At 40.8% G+C, this 16,467-nt stretch carries 15 protein-coding genes; 3 read left to right on the top strand and 12 right to left on the bottom strand.

Features of this window, described 5'->3' with window-relative positions; genetic code table 11:
• Positions 1 to 6: 6 nt before the first annotated feature.
• Together MKZ09_RS17400 and MKZ09_RS17395 are read right to left on the bottom strand one after the other, a co-directional pair.
• Complete coding sequence (locus MKZ09_RS17400; protein WP_036677359.1) at positions 7 to 702, bottom strand: L-ribulose-5-phosphate 4-epimerase; 696 nt, start codon at positions 700 to 702, stop codon at positions 7 to 9.
• A gap of 16 nt (positions 703 to 718) precedes the next feature.
• Complete coding sequence (locus tag MKZ09_RS17395) at positions 719 to 2,326, bottom strand: xylulokinase (RefSeq protein WP_076133274.1); 1,608 nt, start codon at positions 2,324 to 2,326, stop codon at positions 719 to 721.
• A gap of 308 nt (positions 2,327 to 2,634) precedes the next feature.
• Here MKZ09_RS17395 and MKZ09_RS17390 point away from each other — a divergent pair, with 308 nt between their 5' ends.
• The gene (locus MKZ09_RS17390; protein ID WP_076203825.1) at positions 2,635 to 3,717 is read left to right on the top strand and encodes a GntR family transcriptional regulator; all 1,083 of its coding nucleotides are present in this window, start codon (positions 2,635 to 2,637) and stop codon (positions 3,715 to 3,717) included.
• A 99-nt stretch (positions 3,718 to 3,816) separates the two neighbouring features.
• Here the strand turns inward: MKZ09_RS17390 and MKZ09_RS17385 are convergent, their stop codons facing one another.
• The 7 genes from MKZ09_RS17385 to MKZ09_RS17355 form a co-directional block, all read right to left on the bottom strand.
• On the bottom strand, positions 3,817 to 4,827 hold the full coding sequence (locus tag MKZ09_RS17385) for a helix-turn-helix transcriptional regulator (protein WP_076203829.1): 1,011 nt from the start codon (positions 4,825 to 4,827) through the stop codon (positions 3,817 to 3,819).
• A 168-nt stretch (positions 4,828 to 4,995) separates the two neighbouring features.
• Positions 4,996 to 5,589: a chloramphenicol phosphotransferase CPT family protein gene (locus MKZ09_RS17380; RefSeq protein ID WP_076203834.1), complete on the bottom strand. Its 594-nt coding sequence runs from the start codon at positions 5,587 to 5,589 to the stop codon at positions 4,996 to 4,998.
• Positions 5,590 to 5,657: 68 nt separating this feature from the next.
• A complete protein-coding gene (locus MKZ09_RS17375; protein WP_076203838.1) occupies positions 5,658 to 6,647 on the bottom strand; it encodes an ABC transporter substrate-binding protein in 990 nt (329 codons plus the stop codon).
• Between the two features lie 130 nt (positions 6,648 to 6,777).
• Positions 6,778 to 7,752 (bottom strand): helix-turn-helix transcriptional regulator, encoded by a 975-nt coding sequence (locus MKZ09_RS17370; RefSeq protein WP_076133283.1) that lies wholly within the window; start codon positions 7,750 to 7,752, stop codon positions 6,778 to 6,780.
• Positions 7,753 to 7,928: 176 nt separating this feature from the next.
• Complete coding sequence (locus tag MKZ09_RS17365; protein WP_256715047.1) at positions 7,929 to 8,834, bottom strand: hypothetical protein; 906 nt, start codon at positions 8,832 to 8,834, stop codon at positions 7,929 to 7,931.
• Positions 8,831 to 9,388 (bottom strand): RNA polymerase sigma factor, encoded by a 558-nt coding sequence (locus MKZ09_RS17360; RefSeq protein ID WP_076099234.1) that lies wholly within the window; start codon positions 9,386 to 9,388, stop codon positions 8,831 to 8,833. The genes MKZ09_RS17365 and MKZ09_RS17360 overlap by 4 nt, the downstream gene beginning before the upstream one ends.
• A gap of 216 nt (positions 9,389 to 9,604) precedes the next feature.
• Positions 9,605 to 10,237 carry a hypothetical protein gene (locus MKZ09_RS17355; protein ID WP_076203842.1) on the bottom strand — a complete coding sequence of 211 codons (633 nt, stop codon included), beginning with the start codon at positions 10,235 to 10,237 and terminating at the stop codon, positions 9,605 to 9,607.
• A gap of 176 nt (positions 10,238 to 10,413) precedes the next feature.
• On the opposite strand from MKZ09_RS17355, the gene MKZ09_RS17350 reads away from it, so the two are divergent.
• The gene (locus tag MKZ09_RS17350) at positions 10,414 to 11,193 is read left to right on the top strand and encodes a GNAT family N-acetyltransferase (protein ID WP_076204140.1); all 780 of its coding nucleotides are present in this window, start codon (positions 10,414 to 10,416) and stop codon (positions 11,191 to 11,193) included.
• A 68-nt stretch (positions 11,194 to 11,261) separates the two neighbouring features.
• Here MKZ09_RS17350 and dhaK read toward each other — a convergent pair whose 3' ends face one another.
• Both dhaK and MKZ09_RS17340 read right to left on the bottom strand, forming a co-directional pair.
• Positions 11,262 to 13,022, bottom strand: coding sequence for a dihydroxyacetone kinase subunit DhaK (dhaK, locus tag MKZ09_RS17345; protein WP_076203846.1), 1,761 nt, complete (start codon positions 13,020 to 13,022; stop codon positions 11,262 to 11,264).
• Between the two features lies 1 nt (position 13,023).
• A complete protein-coding gene (locus MKZ09_RS17340) occupies positions 13,024 to 14,160 on the bottom strand; it encodes a glycerol dehydrogenase (RefSeq protein WP_076099237.1) in 1,137 nt (378 codons plus the stop codon).
• Positions 14,161 to 14,363: 203 nt separating this feature from the next.
• Here MKZ09_RS17340 and MKZ09_RS17335 point away from each other — a divergent pair, with 203 nt between their 5' ends.
• Entirely contained in the window at positions 14,364 to 15,422 is a 1,059-nt protein-coding gene (locus tag MKZ09_RS17335) for a PocR ligand-binding domain-containing protein (protein ID WP_076203850.1), read from the top strand.
• 24 nt (positions 15,423 to 15,446) lie between these two features.
• Here MKZ09_RS17335 and MKZ09_RS17330 read toward each other — a convergent pair whose 3' ends face one another.
• Complete coding sequence (locus tag MKZ09_RS17330; RefSeq protein ID WP_076203853.1) at positions 15,447 to 16,373, bottom strand: VanZ family protein; 927 nt, start codon at positions 16,371 to 16,373, stop codon at positions 15,447 to 15,449.
• Positions 16,374 to 16,467: the final 94 nt, after the last annotated feature.

Raw genomic sequence — 16,467 nt, 5'->3', positions numbered from 1 at the left:
GTTTGATTATTTTTGACCGTAATAAGCGTCTTTCCCATGTTTGCGCAAGTAATGTTTATCTAGAATACGTTGTGGCAATTCTTCCGCAAAATGGTTCAACTCTCTAGCAAATAAATTCATTTTTGATACTTCATCCAGCACTACGCTGTTCATTACAGCGGATTTTGCATTTTTCCCCCAAGTAAAGGGTCCGTGGCCTTTAAGCAAAACACCGGGAACAGCCATAATATCTATCCCGCGTTGTTCAAAGGTTTCGATGATTACATTACCTGTTTCCGCTTCGTAACCCCGATCGATTTCCTCTTGCGTCAAGAAACGCGCACAAGGAATGGAGCCATAGAATGTATCAGCGTGCGTAGTTCCCATTACAGGAACGTCAAGTCCTGCTTGTGCCCAAATAGTTGCCCAAGTGGAATGTGTATGCACGATTCCACCAATTTCGGAGTAATGTTTATAAAGTACTGCGTGAGTAGGTGTATCGGAGGAAGGTCTCATCTCCCCTTCAACCACATTGCCATCCAGATCAACGACTACCATATCGCTGGCTTTCATTGTTTCATAATCTACACCACTAGGTTTGATTACGAATAATCCACTTTCGCGATCAATTGCACTCACATTTCCCCATGTATACTTGATAAGTCCATGTTTCGGCAATTCCAGATTGGCTTGAAAAACCTCTTCTTTAAGTTGTTCTAACATCTTGGTCCCTCCATTTTCAGACTAAATTATCCACAGCGGATTGCTCAATCGCCAGACCTTTTTTATAACGTTCGATAAAGGTTTCAAAGCCTTTAATGTCGGTTGCATCGGGATGAATTTCTTCTCCCTTTACATCTTTGAACACTTTTTGATCGAGGAAGTCTTCCAAGCTTTCTTCCTGATTTTTGTTCATCATGTAGGAGGCAAGAATAGCCATTCCCCATGCGCCGCCTTCTCCAGCAGTTGACATTACGGAAACAGGAACATTCAGTGAAGCTGCCATCATTCTTTGGCCAACAACCGGAGTCTTAAATATACCGCCGTGTCCTAAAATACTATCTATGGCTACATTCTCTTCTTTCGTCAAAATGTCCATTCCAATTTTCAAAGCACCAAAGGCGCTGAACAAATGTGTACGCATAAAGTTAGCCAGATTAAATTTGCTCTCAGGGGAACGTACAAATAATGGACGGCCTTCTTCTAAGCCCGTAATGTTCTCACCCGAGAAATAACCGTAACTGAGCAATCCACCCGCATCTGCGTCTGCTTCCAAAGCCTTATTCAGCAGTACGCTGTACAATTTATCAGCTTCTACCTTTTGCCCCATTGCTTCATAGAACTCACGGAATAATCCGAGCCAGGCGTTAAGGTCACTTGAACAGTTATTAGCATGAACCATACCTACCGGACTTCCGTCTGGCGTAGTCACCATATCAATTTCCGGATAAACCTTGGAAAGCTCTTTTTCCAATACGATCATGGCAAAAACAGAGGTTCCTACGGAGACATTCCCGGTACGTTTTCTTACACTATTGGTAGCAACCATACCGGTTCCCGCATCCCCTTCTGGAGGGCTAAGCGGAATCCCAGCTTGTAATTGCAATGATGGATCCAGAATTTTGGCTCCTGCTTCGGTTAATAGACCCGCTTGCTCACCGGCAACATACACCTTAGGAAGAAGATCGCTGGTCTTCAGCGAATAACCTTTGCCAGCAATAAGCTCATCAAACTGTTGTATCATAGATTCATTATAATTCCCTATGGATTCATCAATCGGGAACATCCCTGAAGCATCCCCAACACCAAGTGCTTTGTTGCCGGTCAATAACCAATGAATGTATCCTGCCAACGTCGTAACAAACCGAATCTCCGGCACATGTTCTTCTTTGTTTAAGATCGCCTGATAAAGATGAGCAATACTCCAACGTTCCGGGATATTGAATTTAAATACATCGGTCAATTCTTTGGCTGCCTTACCAGTTGTTGCATTACGCCAAGTCCGGAACGGAACGAGCAATTGATCCTGTTCGTCAAAAGCCATATATCCATGCATCATTGCAGAAAACCCGATTGAACCAACAGTTTGGAGGGTGATTCCGTAATTTTGTTGAACTTCTTGCTTCATCTCACGATAAGCATCTTGTAGACCTTTGATAATATCTTCTAGGCTGTACGTCCAAAAGCCGTCTTTCAATTGATTTTCCCATTCATAACTTCCAGAAGCGATCGTTTGAAAACTATGATCAATAAGTACTGCTTTAATACGCGTGGATCCAAATTCAATCCCTAGCGAAGTTTTTCCCGTATTGATTGCTTCTTCGATGCTTAATCGATTCGATATCACGTTGGTCACCTCTCTGACAGCGCTTTTTTAATATAAAAGAATTCGCTTTCTTAATTGACAGCTTTAGTATAAATTTTTGTACGTACATTTGTCAATAAAATAGTTATATATACATACAAATATGGAGATAATAATAATTTAACTCCGGACTTAGTTTGTTTATGATGATCTAAAGGTACGAAATATTTACATTTTTTCATAAAAAAAGAGCCTCTTTATATTTAATTCGTAGTCATGCTATAATTTGTACATACAACTTAACAAAATGTACGAATTATAATGCGAACAAGAATGGAAAGAGGAATTACATGAAACCAAAGTATCAAGTGATTATAGAGGATATAAAAAGCAAGATCCTTTCAGGAGATTACAATGTAGGCGAACAAATTCCTACGGAGTCTGCCTTGCAGTCCTTGTACGAGGTTAGCAGACAGACAGTTAGAAAAGCCATTTTAGAGCTATCCAACGAAGGATTCCTCCGCAGCGAAAAAGGTTCTGGCACGTATGTCAGCAACCAATATCGCACAAAGACCGGCGGGAGTTCCCATAAGAAGACGATCGGTGTAATTACGACGTATATCTCTGATTACATCTTCCCTTCTATTATCCGGGGGATTGAAAGCCGAATGAATGAGGATAACTATTCACTATTATTGGCTAGTACCAATAACGATGTTGCGCAAGAAAAAAAAGCTCTCGAAATGATGTTGTCCTACGGCGTAGATGGTTTAATTATTGAACCTACGAAAAGTAATCTGTATAATCCCAATATTGCGTATTATCTGTCGTTTAAGGAGCAAGATATTCCACTCATTATGATTAATGCTTTTTATGAGGAAATAGAGCTACCGTTCCTTTGTCTTGACGATGTGCAGTCCAGTTATCTGGCAACAAAAGAATTGATCGCCAAAGGCCACTCTCAAATTGGACTTATCGCAAAAATGGATGATTTACAAGGCAAATATCGAATGAAGGGTTATATCAAAGCCCTCGAAGAAGCTAAATTGCGGTTTTATCCAGAGCAAATATTTTCGTTCAACACCGAGACCAAACAAACCTTAGCAACGAATTTGAAGGATTTCCTAAATAAAAATAGAGCTACCCTCTCTGCGATTGTCTGCTACAACGACGAGGTTGGTCTGGAAGTGGTCAATGCTTGCAGACAGCTGGACATTTCTATACCAGAGGAATTATCAATTATTGGCCAGGACAACTCCTATATTGCCCAAAATGCGAACATCAAACTGACCACTTTAACGCATCCCCAAGAAACTATGGGGCGTGATGCAGCGGATTGGGTCATTAAAAAATTACAAGGAAAAAAGGATCTTCCCAACAATACTTATTATCAACCTGTGTTAATTGAAGGAGAAACAGTAGTCGAGAGATAGAATAAATTCTGAGGGATTTGCATTTTATCTTCATATGTAAATGTAATAACCCACCAGTCGTGACTGGTGGGTTATTTGCAACTGTTATCTTAGTATTCTTTAAAGGTTCGATTCTTGTTTTGAAGTCAACAGTACAGAAGAAGCAAACTGTTTCACAAGCTTGCCGGGATTGATCCCGTATTTCTCCCGAAACACCTCCGAGAAGTGACTTGAGTTGGAATAACCCACAGCACAGGATGTCTCATTCACGTTCAAATTACCTTGCTGCAATAAGTGTAGAGCCTTCTCCAGCCTTATATCCCGTAAATAGCCGAATACAGTTGTTCCGAACATTTCTTTAAAGCCAGATTTTAATTTGTTATCATTCATTCCAATCAATCGGGAGAGCTCCAACAGGCTTGGCGGATCTATCATCCGTTGCATCATGATGTCCCGCGCTTCACTAATTTTTGTCATGTCGCTTTTCGATAGCTTTGTTGTCCCAGAAGTACCTTCTGTTAGAATCGATTGAAAGCCTAACGACAAAAGCTCTAATGTACTACATTCGATCTCCAGATTTTTGGTGCTGCGGTTTTGAAGAGCTGCCAGCATTCGCTCAAGAACGATAGCAGTAGACGGCTGCATCGTTTCCTGGAATACACGAAAAGATGCTTGGCCAAGAATGCGGTCAAAATCAGCGGATCTCCCACCCCCGCCTTCTTCCATAAAGTGATGAAAAGTCGAAACAGGAATACCTATGCCTAACATAAGATAAGATTCATTCCCCTGAAACTCAAATTGAGAGCCAACTTCATTCATGAGTTGTAGCGTACAGCTTCCTGGAACAAACTCATACTGGACACCATCAACAGAGACTTCTCTTTTCCCTTGCAAACAATAATTAAGCTCAACCATTGCTGTTTTGGTTACGAGAGGCATGCTGTAATCCTGGCGAAAGGTAAAATCGGATACCACCACATTGATATCAAAGCGTGGGACGAATCGACGAACGAACCCTTCTCCCCTTTGCGAATGTAGTGCCATGTGCTCTGTACGATCTCTATTCTGCCGCGGCAGCTCAAGTCCATCGAAAAAAAGATTGAAATTGTGATGATAATCTATTCCAGTCATTGCTACCGCTCTCCGATCAAGTTTTTATAATAGTGAGAACCATTCTCATTATTATAAAGGATCCTCTCTTTTTTGACCATCTAACGGTTAGCTTAATCCCGAAACCCCTCGGCAGCCCGAGGGGTGATACCCCCAAGGCTTGAATAAGGTGTTATCTGGATACGCCATCTAGGAAACACTAACATTTCTTTTACTTAATTTCTTAAATACCGAGTATTCCTTATTGGACTTAATAAAACTTAATATCTTTTCGGCACATTCTATTGAATTCATCTCTTCCGTATTTACTTCGAGGTCATATTCATCAAAGCAATATACTTTGCTAAACTGTGAAGCTGCTAGTCCAATCTTTCTATCTCCTCTTGTTTGCTCTCTTCTTATGAGTTCTTCTTTCGAGCATATTACACCTATAAATATCGTAGAGTGATCGAAAAATTGCTCAAGAAACACATTAAACCTCTTATCATTGTCGATTACGGTATCTACTATTACATTAAAACCCATTTCTATTAACAATTTAATTGTCGAGTGGTAGACTGAGAATATAGAATCATCCACTATTTGGGAAACGACTTGATGATCTATTTCTCTTGTAGGTTCATCTGGAAATTTATTATTAATAAAATCATTGTAATTATTAAAAAAATCATCAATTGATAAATGATAAAAAGGAATCTCTTTCTGTTTTATCAGTTCAGTCGATATGGAGGTCTTTCCGGAACTTGAAGTTCCATTTAGAAAAACTAATATCCCTTGCTTCAATTTAATCATCCCTTCAAATAATAATCATTGCAACTCAGAGAATATTCGAGAAAAGATTAAATTATCCTTTACTGTTTGATATGTTCCTTGATTTGTTCGGCTATTTGCTCCAACAATGCTTCTTTTCCTAAAGCAAAGAAAGCCTCATTATAATTTTGTCTGCTTGTCATACGATATATATTATTCGATTTTACAGCTTTCAGATTGCTCCAGACCTTGCTTTGGTCAAGAACATTCTGGTCATTATCGGATAATAAAATGATATGGTCTGGATTAAAGGTGGACAGTGCTTCTAGACTTGTCACTTTCCCTCCCCATGGATCTGGCTCCGGTGTACCTGGCGCGATGGGTAATCCTAGATCATTAAAAATCATATCCGCAATACCTGTGCGGGAATAGATGCGTATTTCTTTCTCTGTAGCTTCGATTACCGCAAACGTCTCTTCCTTGGTTATCTCAGTGATTTGATCATGTAGTAGTAGAGCACGTTGATTATAGACCTTCAACCACGCTTCCATTTCCGCTTTCTTATCAAGCACCTCCGCAACAAATGCAAATCGCTCTCTAAAAGCGTTAAAGCCATAAGGCACCCTCACTGTTGGAGCAATCATATTTAGTTGATCATAGATTTTTTCTTGGGTAGGTCCTGCCAGTATCAAATCAGGGCTTGCTGCAATGATCGCTTCTAAGTTGACTTCCGTCTGAAACCATCCAGCGGGAGTTACATCAGGCAGTTCTTTTTTGAGAATAGGAGTGATTTCTAATGAATTAGCCATATCTGTATTCCCAGTAATAACAGGTTTATATCCAAGCACCAGAAGTTCTTCCGTTGAGCCGGATACATCGGCAATTCTAACCGGATTCACCGGTATTACCACCTCTCCTTTAGCATCCTTGAGGGTACGTGTTTCGGTCGAATTCGTAGCGACGGGTTCTGAATTTACCGCAGGTGGTGAATTTTCTACTTTAACCTCCTGACCTGAATTTCCACACCCGTACAGCATCACCATCATGATTAAGGCGATTCCAACAAAAGAGATCCGTTTTAAACTGAACATTTTTTCCAACCCTCTCCAATCTATTGATAATCATTCTCACTTCTAGCAAGTCCGATCATACACTCTGCTGATAGGACAGAACTACCGGCAGAGGGATTGAATAACGGTTTGGCGGATATTTATTTAATTTTTATCGTTTTTTAATTACTTCTGAAGGGTTAATTCCATACTGCTTCCGAAAAGCTTCGGCAAAATGGCTAAAGTTGTTGTAACCTACCATCGTCGCTGTTTGGCTGACACTAATCTCCCCGGTACTTATGATTTCCCATGCTTTTTCTAAACGTTTGTTCCGTAAATATGCAAATACAGTTGTTCCGTACTCTTCCTTAAATCCAACTTTTAATTTGTATTCGTTAATGCCTGCCAGCTTGGACAATTCGATAAGCGAAGGTGGGTTTGCCATGTGGTCAAGGATGATATCCCTGGCTTTCCGAATGTTTTCTCGGTCACTACGTGATAAATGCAAACTGCGTTTAGTATGTTTCTGCTCAAAAAGAAAAGCGTCAAAATATACAGATAGGAGTTCTAATGCCTTCCCCTCTACGTACAACCGGCGCATGGAGGTATGATATGGACAGTCTCTCAATTGAACCAATAATCGGGTGGTTTCTGGAAGAATAGGCATACGGAACATTCGAAAAGCACGTGAATCTAACAGCCCGGATAAGCTGCGAGCATGTGAAGAGCCTTGATCCGCCATCCATGAATCGAATAGTGTAACCGGTACACCTATGGACAATAAACGGATAGGTTCAGCACTGCGATAGTGAAATTCCGCTTGGAAATCCTGCATGAACTGCAATGAACAACTGTCAGGCAATAACTCATGGCTGGTATCTGTTACATGAACTTCCCCGCTCCCCTGCAGACAAAAACTTAATTCAATCATCGCTGCTTCGGATTGAACCTGAACTAGGCGATCATCAGCAAAACGGTAATCACTATCAACAATTTCGATCCCGGAGGGTGTGATCACTCTATCGACGTATCCTTGGGTACTGGATTGTGCAAAATGTTTCCTCTCTGTAGTGTCCCTCATAGACGGAGCCTCAAACAAAGCATCGAAATACCCGTTATAGATGTTATGAATAGATGAACTTGTCATTCTGTTATACACTCAGCAGATAAGCTGCACTCCGTAATCCCAATATTATGTTTTATCATGAGCAGATCACCTTTTCTCTTCTATTAAATGATAACGATTATCATTTAGATCATTATATGCGAGATATTGGATAACCTGCAATGTACAGTTTGTAAGGATCACTTCTCTCCGCCTCCTCAGTAAAGCGGTAGCACTTCTTGTGTCAGCCCTGAAAAGAGGTCGCTGGTTTGATCAAAAAAGGCATCAGGCAAATAATAATAAGTATCACCCATAGACACCACCTTTAATTCCGGAATGATATACATGGCGATATAAGTCCCGTCTTTGAGGTTGAACTGTAATTGATATGATTTTCCTTGGGATTGCGCCGCTGCAAGAGCTTCATATTCCTTATTGTTTAGCTCTGTTTTTTTTGCGCTGTACAAACCTTCGATAATGGACTCAACAATAGGATGATCAGTGATAGTCTTTTGCACGTCATTCCCCACATGATTCAGAATATAGATATCTTTTGCATGCTCCTTCAGATTAGCCAGATCTAGATACTCCTTCGCGCTCATTGCAGAATCGTCTACCTTCGCCACAATTTCAGCTAGATAATAATATTGCTCATCCTTAACTGCAATACGAAAATGGGATGGGTATGTTGGGATTTCATACAGCTTTCCACCCATAGCGAACGTAGCGGTATAATCCTTTTCCGCATTCTTATCCCCGTCATTCTTTCCGGGCTCTTGGTTGAGATCAAACTCTAATGCACCAAGCGATTTGTCAGGCTCCATACCTGTGAACTTAAACTGAGCGCCATCTGCTACGAATGCATAACGGTATCCATTGTAATTCAGAATTTTGCGAACCCCTGTGGGAGACGAGACTGGTGTCTGCTGCGATATTTGTGGTGAATTAGGTAACGGCGTCTGCGGAAATTTATAAACGGCCACACCTAATACCAATGCAGCACAAGCTGCGAGTGAGCCCCACTTTACATAAGCTTTTTTATTAGTGCTTCTCGCGGAGTTGGCTTTTTCTATCAGATTTTCGTCTATGTAACCGATTGTTTTGAAGAGCTCTTTATTATTCAAAGGAAATAACCCTCTTTCTGAAGATATATTTGGAGTTTTTTGCGTGTTCTGAAAAGAATTGATTTGGTTTTGCTTTCACTGATTGAGAAGCGTGCGGCAATATCGGCCAAAGAATCAGAATACCAGTAACGCCTCAAAAAAATATTCCGCTGATCTTCCTTAATGTTGTGTAGAAATTTACTTATAGATTCGGCTATTTGTGCTTCCTCGTATTGGGTTTCAACGTTGTCTGAAGAGGATAAACAATCGTTTAATTCATCAAGAATCGTATCGAATTTTTTATTCCGTTTTTTAGCCATGTAATAATCATATTTGTTCAAAGCAATATTTCGTGTGATTCTCCCCAGAAAAGAGGACAGCTTTGCAGGAGACTTCGGCGGTATGGCTTCCCATGCACCAAGAAAGGTATCGTTAACACATTCTTCCGAATCTTCAGCATTAGACAAAATGTTATGAGCGATCCGAGTACAATAATTTCTATATTTTTTCGATGTTTCTTCTACTGCCCTTTCATTACGTGCAAAATACAATTGTATGATTTCACTATCTTCCACTCCATCACTTCCGTTCGATTTGATTAAGCATTCACTTATAAAGTAGGAAAAGAAGTGTTTAGGTTGCATAAAAATATAATTTTCTATAAGCTTCGGCATTCAACGCTGATAATATGACATAAAAATACAAATAACCCCTCATCCTATGGGATAAGGGGAAGTTATAATATCTTCTAATTTTTAATTAATTCTACTTCCTTCATTGGAGCCTTTGTCTTACGTAGCATCATCCAGATCCCCCCCAGACAAAATAAAAAGCTGCATCCCATGCCAAACAACGCGCTGGCGTTTAATGCCTGAAGGTGAGCCTTTCATCGTAAGCACAGCCATTTGAGTGACAACAATGGAGACTACGGCATCAGTAAAGCTAATCATTTTTAATGTTGATATAATGGGATTATTGAGATGACGGTTAACAATGTTTCCATGAATGGCAAAACCAAGTTTTGTAAAAGCGATCAGTGCTACCAGATATACAATGTAACCTTCATAAACCAAAGCGTCCCCGACTAGATAAATCCGCAGGCAGACCAACAGATATGAAACACCTAGAAGACAAAGAAAAACACCGCCACGCTTATAAACATAAAGCTCCATGGAATACCTTTGCTGTGGTGAACTGACTTTTTTAGCTAATGTATATTTATGAAGCACCTGTCCTTTGGCTATACAAAGGATCAGATAATAAAGTGCATTTGTGATGAACCATCCGGACAATAGATATAACCCAAGAATTAACTTGCCTATACCAATAAAAGCATTGATGACTAGGGAAGCAGCGTTGAACATGGCGGTTCGATCTTGCGGATTTCCGAAGTACCGAACTAAGATTGCCTTAATATATATCATCCTTTCAAGAAAACCTTCATATCTCATTTTATGTTTCTAAGGGGACAATAGTATCATACTTGGCTCAACCCAGCAATAAAGCAATTAAAGTTCTGATTTATGATATATTAGAAAAGGTTGTGCTAATTCGGCAAGAGGAAATAGCAACAGCAATTGTTAATGGAGGCAGGTCGTATATGTATAGAAAATTAACAGCAGCAGAGTTGGATGTTATTTTAAGCTCGATTAATAAGGAACAGCATTTTTTATATTATTCATACCTCACTTTTCGCAGACCAAACACAGTGCATTACGGTCAATATTCTGACCAGGGCGAGTTGCTTGGAGTATTAGCCTTTTTAAGTGGCCTTCCGTTTAATGCTTTTTCTGTATATCCAGTTCAGCAATCCTTTTGTCTCAGCTCAATGTTGGCGTTCATGAAAGATGAATTACATCTACATAACCATGCGGTGGGTAGCTTTATTATTAACGAACAAGAGCTGCAGGTCTTTGCTTCGCAGCTTGAGTTCTACAGCCCTCCCAAAAAATTGCTTCTTATGAAACATATTCATGAAGATGTTCTACCAACAGCGGACAAGCATGTTATGCACTTAGGACCTGCTCATTTCCAGCGAATTGAAGCAAAGATGAACGAGCTGCAAACCATGGCTTTTTCAAAAGAAGAATTACAGAATCCGTTCTATGGTGTGATGGCACAAGACGAGCTGATTGCTGTAGGAGGATACCACATATATAGTGAGGATTACGTTGAACTAGGAAATATCGGAACGGATGTGGCCTGGAGAAGAAATGGATATGGAAAAAAAGTCTGTGCAGAGCTAACACGCCAAGGACATGCCATTTCAGCTAACGTATATTTGAATGTTTTTGAGGAGAATGTTGGAGCCATTTCTCTATATCAATCGCTGGGATATGAACTCATTTGCCAACAATACATCGTTGAATTTATTATTTAATCAAAAAACGTACTGCATAAGCTGCAGTACGTTTTTTTAATTTTAGGTGATACGCCAATTAACCTTGTTTATTTCATTGCTTTTGCCAGCTCTGTGAAAATAACCCCCAGCGCATGAGCACCCGCATCTGGATATCCTATGCTGCGTTCCCCTACTGTGCCGGCTCTTCCCATACGGGCAACGATTTCTATAGTATTTTTTGAACCTTGGACAGCTGCTTCCGCTGCTTTACTTGCCGCCACTTTGATATCGTCGCCTTGTTTTGCACTCTGAGTCCAAGCATCAGCGAACGGTACGAGTGCATCAATCAATGTCTTATCTCCGACAACAGCCCCTCTGCCAAAAGATCTTTCCCCGGTATCTTGAATCCCTTTGACAACAGCTTGCATCATATCAGCAAAATCCTGAATGGTCAGCTCTTCCTTCTGCTGAACATTTTTACTCGCTGCGCGGAAGCCTGATCCCCAGATCGGTCCGGATGCTCCGCCGCAGTATTCCATAATGACCATGGAGCAGGCGTCAAGGAACTCACCGATATTAGTGAGATGGTGAGCTAAAATATCCTCCCACTCGACTTTCAGCTGTTTAAAGCCCTTAGCTACACTCATCCCGAAATCGCCGTCTCCAGCGTGGGAGTCAAGCTCACAGAACGGAACCTCTTTCTCGATAATGACCTGGCTCATTTGATCGAGCAGATAGACGATATTTTGCAAAGTAAACCGATTGTTCTTAATCACCGCTGCAGCAGCATCCGTATTATTCTTAAAGGATACATTGCTGTCTGTTTTCTCTTCTTGGATTACTTCAGTATAGTTCACAGGCTCAAAAGGGCCTTTAATCGACAAGGCTGGTGTATCACAAGGCGCAGATAACCATTTCTTCAGTGTCTCATCCAGCTTCATTATCGTCACCGATGCACCTGCCATGTCAATGCTGGTCATGTAGTTACCAACAAACACTTTAAACACTTGTTTATTCTTAGCGGTTAATTCGCGGATGACAGAATTGTTCAGCAAATATAACTCTTGCAGCGGGGTGCCGCCAAATCCATTAATTAATACGGCTACTTCCTCCTGCTTCTGATCATTCATTTGGAAGTTGTCTAGCAAAGAGGTAACCATTCGCTGTGCTAATTCATCTGCGGGTACAATTTTCTCCCTGCGTATTCCAGGTTCTCCATGGATGCCAACCCCGTATTCCATCTCGTTCTCTTCAATATGAAATGTCGGAGTACCTTTGGCAGGCACGGTACAAGAGGTATAGGCGAAGCCTATGCTGCGCACATGATCAATTGCATGTTGCGCCGCTTCTTTCACTTCCGCTAAGGACAATCCAGCTTCTGCTGCTGCTCCGGCTACCTTATGAACAAGCACTGTTCCGGCTACGCCTCTTCTTCCTACTGTATAAAGGCTGTCTTCAACGGCAATGTCGTCGTCTACTTTGACATAATCCACTTCGATGCCGTCTTCAGTGGCTAGATGGGCCGCATTTTTAAAGTTCATGATGTCACCGCTATAATTCTTGATAATAAGCAGCGAACCTTTGGTGCTTGCTGTGCGGCGAATCGCTTGATAAACCTGAATTTGGGATGGAGAAGCAAACACATCACCGCATACAGCTGCATCCAGCATCCCGGTTCCTACAAACCCGGCATGAGCCGGCTCATGCCCGCTTCCGCCACCACTGATCAGGGTAACTTTATCTTGATTAATCTCTTTCTTAGAAATCACTTTGAATTTAGGATCGAAATCCAGCTCGGGATGCGCCAAGACAAGCCCGTTACACATTTCCCTAACCAGAGTCTCCGGCTTGTTTATGATTTTTTTCATTTTAAAGCTCCTTACTTGATTTATATTGACGGCCTAATTGATCGGCTGCCATAATTGCTGATGCAACCGCATCCTCCGTAATTGGGAACGGCATCGAATGGATAGATTCCTCAGCAATGCAAGCTTTTTTAGCAACCTCAAGCAGTTCCTCATAGGTTACATGCTCAACGCCAATATCCGCTAAGCATACTGGGAGACCAATCGAAAGACAGAAGTCCAACACTTCTTTTAATTCAGTCCGGTCTGCGTTTTCAAGAACCAGTTGAGCAATCGTGCTGAAGGCTACCTTTTCACCATGATAATAATGATGAGTTCCTTCCAAAGCAGTTAACCCATTATGAATCGCATGAATCGCTGCCAAACCACCACTTTCAAACCCAAGACCCGATAAAAGAATATTCGTCTCAATTATATTCTCCAAAGCTGGGGTTACGATATTCAGATCGCAAGCTTGCTTCGCCTTGAATCCATTCTCAAGTAATGTCTCATAGCAGAGCTTCGCAAGTCCCAACGCTGTTACTGTCCCTTTAGCTTCACCGCAAACCCCTTCACGAACTCCGCAAGGTAAACCTGCATTCACGTTGGAATACGAATTTGCAGTAGCTCTTGCTTCAAAATAGGTTGAAAGTGCATCTCCCATGCCTGCCACAAGAAATCTTGTAGGTGCATTGGCAATAACTGTTGTATCAATCATGACTACACTCGGGCTTTGCTTGAAATAAGCATAATCATCGAATTCACCTTCCGGAGTATAGAGCACCGCTGAGTGGCTTGTCGGAGCATCAGTTGCTGCTATCGTTGGAACGATAATCAATGCTTCTCCTTCAGCTACACATTTTGCCGTATCAATCGCCTTACCTCCACCCAAGCCAATCGTACATGCACATTGATGCTCTTTGGCTAGCGCTTGTAATCTGGCGACTTCTTGTCTTGAGCATTCCCCGTGGAAGCCGCTTTCAACAAGAGTGATATTAAATTTCTGTTTAGTTGACTCCAGTTTGTCTTTCACACGTGTTACATCATCTGGATGGGCAATTAACAAAGCAGAATCACCGAATGTTTTTACGAAGTATCCTAAGTTCAATAATTCATTTTCACCTTGTACATATTTCGTCGGACTGATAAACGCTCTTCTCATTTTTCGTTCCTCCTCAGTTGTTTATAGTTATCATTATAGATTGCTCTAATTTAAGAAACATGAAACAATAAAAGCTTATTAAAGCGTTTTCTTATCGTATTTTTTTGTCATAATCGTGAAAAATCGAACTTTCATGTCATTCTGTTGAATTATTCTGTATAATGTTCATTAAGATTCTATAACTTACATAGGAGAATTTTGTGATGTCAAAATCCCGGTTCAATCTAGAAGAAATTATTGATTTGAAGAAATGGGAAAAGCTCCAGGATTCCTTATCTCTTGTAACCAAAATGGCTATTCTTACTGTTGATTACAAGGGTGTTCCCGTGACCAAGCACAGCTATTGTCAGCCTTTCTGTCAAGGTGTGCGCCAGGACTCCCATCTCTCTCAATATTGTCAAAAATGTGATGCCCGCGCTGGGATTGAAGCAGTTCGCCAGAACAAACCGTTTATTTATTTATGTCATTTCAATATTATTGATATCGCGATTCCGATCATTATAGATAATCAATATCTAGGTGCAATTATGGCCGGACAGCTCAAGCTTCGTGAACCTGACGTGCCACAACTGGAGCAGATTGTCTCTCGGCCGCCGAATGTGGAGACGAACATAAAGTTTAAAGCACTCAAAGAGGATTACCAGGCACTGCCTGTTTTATCCTACGATGAAGTAACAAAGTGTGTTGAGCTGCTGCTGCAGTTAAGTACCTATATCGTGGAGGAAGCCATTCAAAAGCATACTACCGTGGATTTGTACAAAAAGGTTCTGACCACCAATATAGAAGAACCCGCTTCTGCTGAAGCTATGGACGAGTCAGACCGTACGTACCGAAAAATCCAATCCATACAGCAGGAGTTATCCGGGGCTTTGATCGAGACCAAATTGAAGAATGGTGTTCAAAAGTTCGTCTCAATAAATTCTGTGCTTCAGCCTGCTTTTAATTACATTTATGCACACAAAAATGAGAATTTCAGCCTCAAAGAAATGGCTAAGCTTTGTCATATCAGCCCCAGTTATTTCAGCCGTATTTTCACAAAAGAAACTGGAGAGAATTTCTCCGTCTTCATTGCCAGACTCAAGATTGAATGGGCTAAGCAACTGCTGGAAGCCACGGATTCCCCGATCAATCAAGTCAGTGATGATTTGGGCTTTTGCGACACGGGCTATTTCATTAAAACCTTCAAAAAATACGAGAACCTCACCCCGGCTGTATATCGCAATATGTATATGAGACGATCAGCAAAAGAAACCCTCCGTTAATATAATTAACGAAGGGTTAGTTCCTCATTCCCACCAATGCTTCATTTCACTAAATCCTACATCCCATAACTTCACATTCCCTTTAAGGATAAAGGTTATTTCTTTTACGGTAACTAATGCCGTGTTGTTGAGTTCAGCTTGGGAACTATATGGTTCACTGGATTGAAGGATCATGTTGCCATCAGCTATAATCATTAGTTCACTGCTAGAATTTTCATTCTGCGGGAATCCAAAGCTGAAATATAACCATACCTCTCTTTTATCACCCAAAGTATAGGTGTATTTTTTAATTTCTTCACCTTCACTGCTGTACAAGTTCATTTTTGGTATTATATTTTCACCAGCGATAGTGAAACTGGGAAGATTATGCGTGATAGGCATGCTTCCCGTAAGCTTTTCCAACGTTTGTAATCCCTGCACAGGTCTTTCACTTTTCTTCAGAGTTAAATCAATGATCTCAGAGATTCCCATGATTCCAACCAATAGCACAACAACAGATAATGCCGAAGTAAAAAGCGATCTCCTGGTGATTTCCGCTGAAAATCCAATCTTATATGCACAAAATCCTATCATTGCCCCTAACGTATTGGAGATGACATCGGCTACATCAAAGGAACCTAAAAAAGTTAAAGCTTGAAGAGTTTCCAGCCCAAAAATGGTTAAGATAAACAAACAAATAAACTTCTTAAAATGTGTACGATACAGCAAAGGGAATAATACGCCAAAAGGAATAAAAGCAGCGATATTCCCAAAGTCATAAACCCAAGAAAAGGATAGGTCAAAGAGGTCAGGAAAAAGAAGCGGAACACTTTCTGGAATCAACATAAACGTGTATTCATACTGGCTTGTTGCATGCTCTACTCTATTGAAAGCAAAAAACAAAAAATATAAGATCAACAGTGTATAAAAAATAGTTCCTATAATAAGAATCTTTCGTAATTTCACTCCCATAATAACTTCACATTTCCCTCCATATGTCGATGGAAATAGTATATCTCTCCAAAGTGACATTCCCGTGACACTGAAGGTGACGATTTAGTCATTC

Origin of the sequence: Paenibacillus sp. FSL R5-0908 (assembly GCF_038006245.1) — a bacterium.
GTDB lineage: Bacteria > Bacillota > Bacilli > Paenibacillales > Paenibacillaceae > Paenibacillus_AQ > Paenibacillus_AQ odorifer.
Note: the sequence above shows the minus strand (reverse complement) of the source record. Positions and strands in the feature narration are given on the sequence as shown.

What these genes read in the sequence shown, in the direction of transcription:
- MKZ09_RS17385 (WP_076203829.1), bottom strand. Translation starts at nt 4,827, where the DNA reads ATGACTGGAATAGATTATCATCACAATTTCAATCTTTTTTTCGATGGA.
- MKZ09_RS17350 (WP_076204140.1), top strand. Translation starts at nt 10,414, where the DNA reads ATGTATAGAAAATTAACAGCAGCAGAGTTGGATGTTATTTTAAGCTCG.
- MKZ09_RS17370 (WP_076133283.1), bottom strand. Translation starts at nt 7,752, where the DNA reads ATGACAAGTTCATCTATTCATAACATCTATAACGGGTATTTCGATGCT.
- MKZ09_RS17355 (WP_076203842.1), bottom strand. Translation starts at nt 10,237, where the DNA reads ATGATATATATTAAGGCAATCTTAGTTCGGTACTTCGGAAATCCGCAA.
- MKZ09_RS17390 (WP_076203825.1), top strand. Translation starts at nt 2,635, where the DNA reads ATGAAACCAAAGTATCAAGTGATTATAGAGGATATAAAAAGCAAGATC.
- MKZ09_RS17335 (WP_076203850.1), top strand. Translation starts at nt 14,364, where the DNA reads ATGTCAAAATCCCGGTTCAATCTAGAAGAAATTATTGATTTGAAGAAA.
- MKZ09_RS17340 (WP_076099237.1), bottom strand. Translation starts at nt 14,160, where the DNA reads ATGAGAAGAGCGTTTATCAGTCCGACGAAATATGTACAAGGTGAAAAT.
- dhaK (WP_076203846.1), bottom strand. Translation starts at nt 13,022, where the DNA reads ATGAAAAAAATCATAAACAAGCCGGAGACTCTGGTTAGGGAAATGTGT.
- MKZ09_RS17375 (WP_076203838.1), bottom strand. Translation starts at nt 6,647, where the DNA reads ATGTTCAGTTTAAAACGGATCTCTTTTGTTGGAATCGCCTTAATCATG.
- MKZ09_RS17330 (WP_076203853.1), bottom strand. Translation starts at nt 16,373, where the DNA reads ATGGGAGTGAAATTACGAAAGATTCTTATTATAGGAACTATTTTTTAT.
- MKZ09_RS17400 (WP_036677359.1), bottom strand. Translation starts at nt 702, where the DNA reads ATGTTAGAACAACTTAAAGAAGAGGTTTTTCAAGCCAATCTGGAATTG.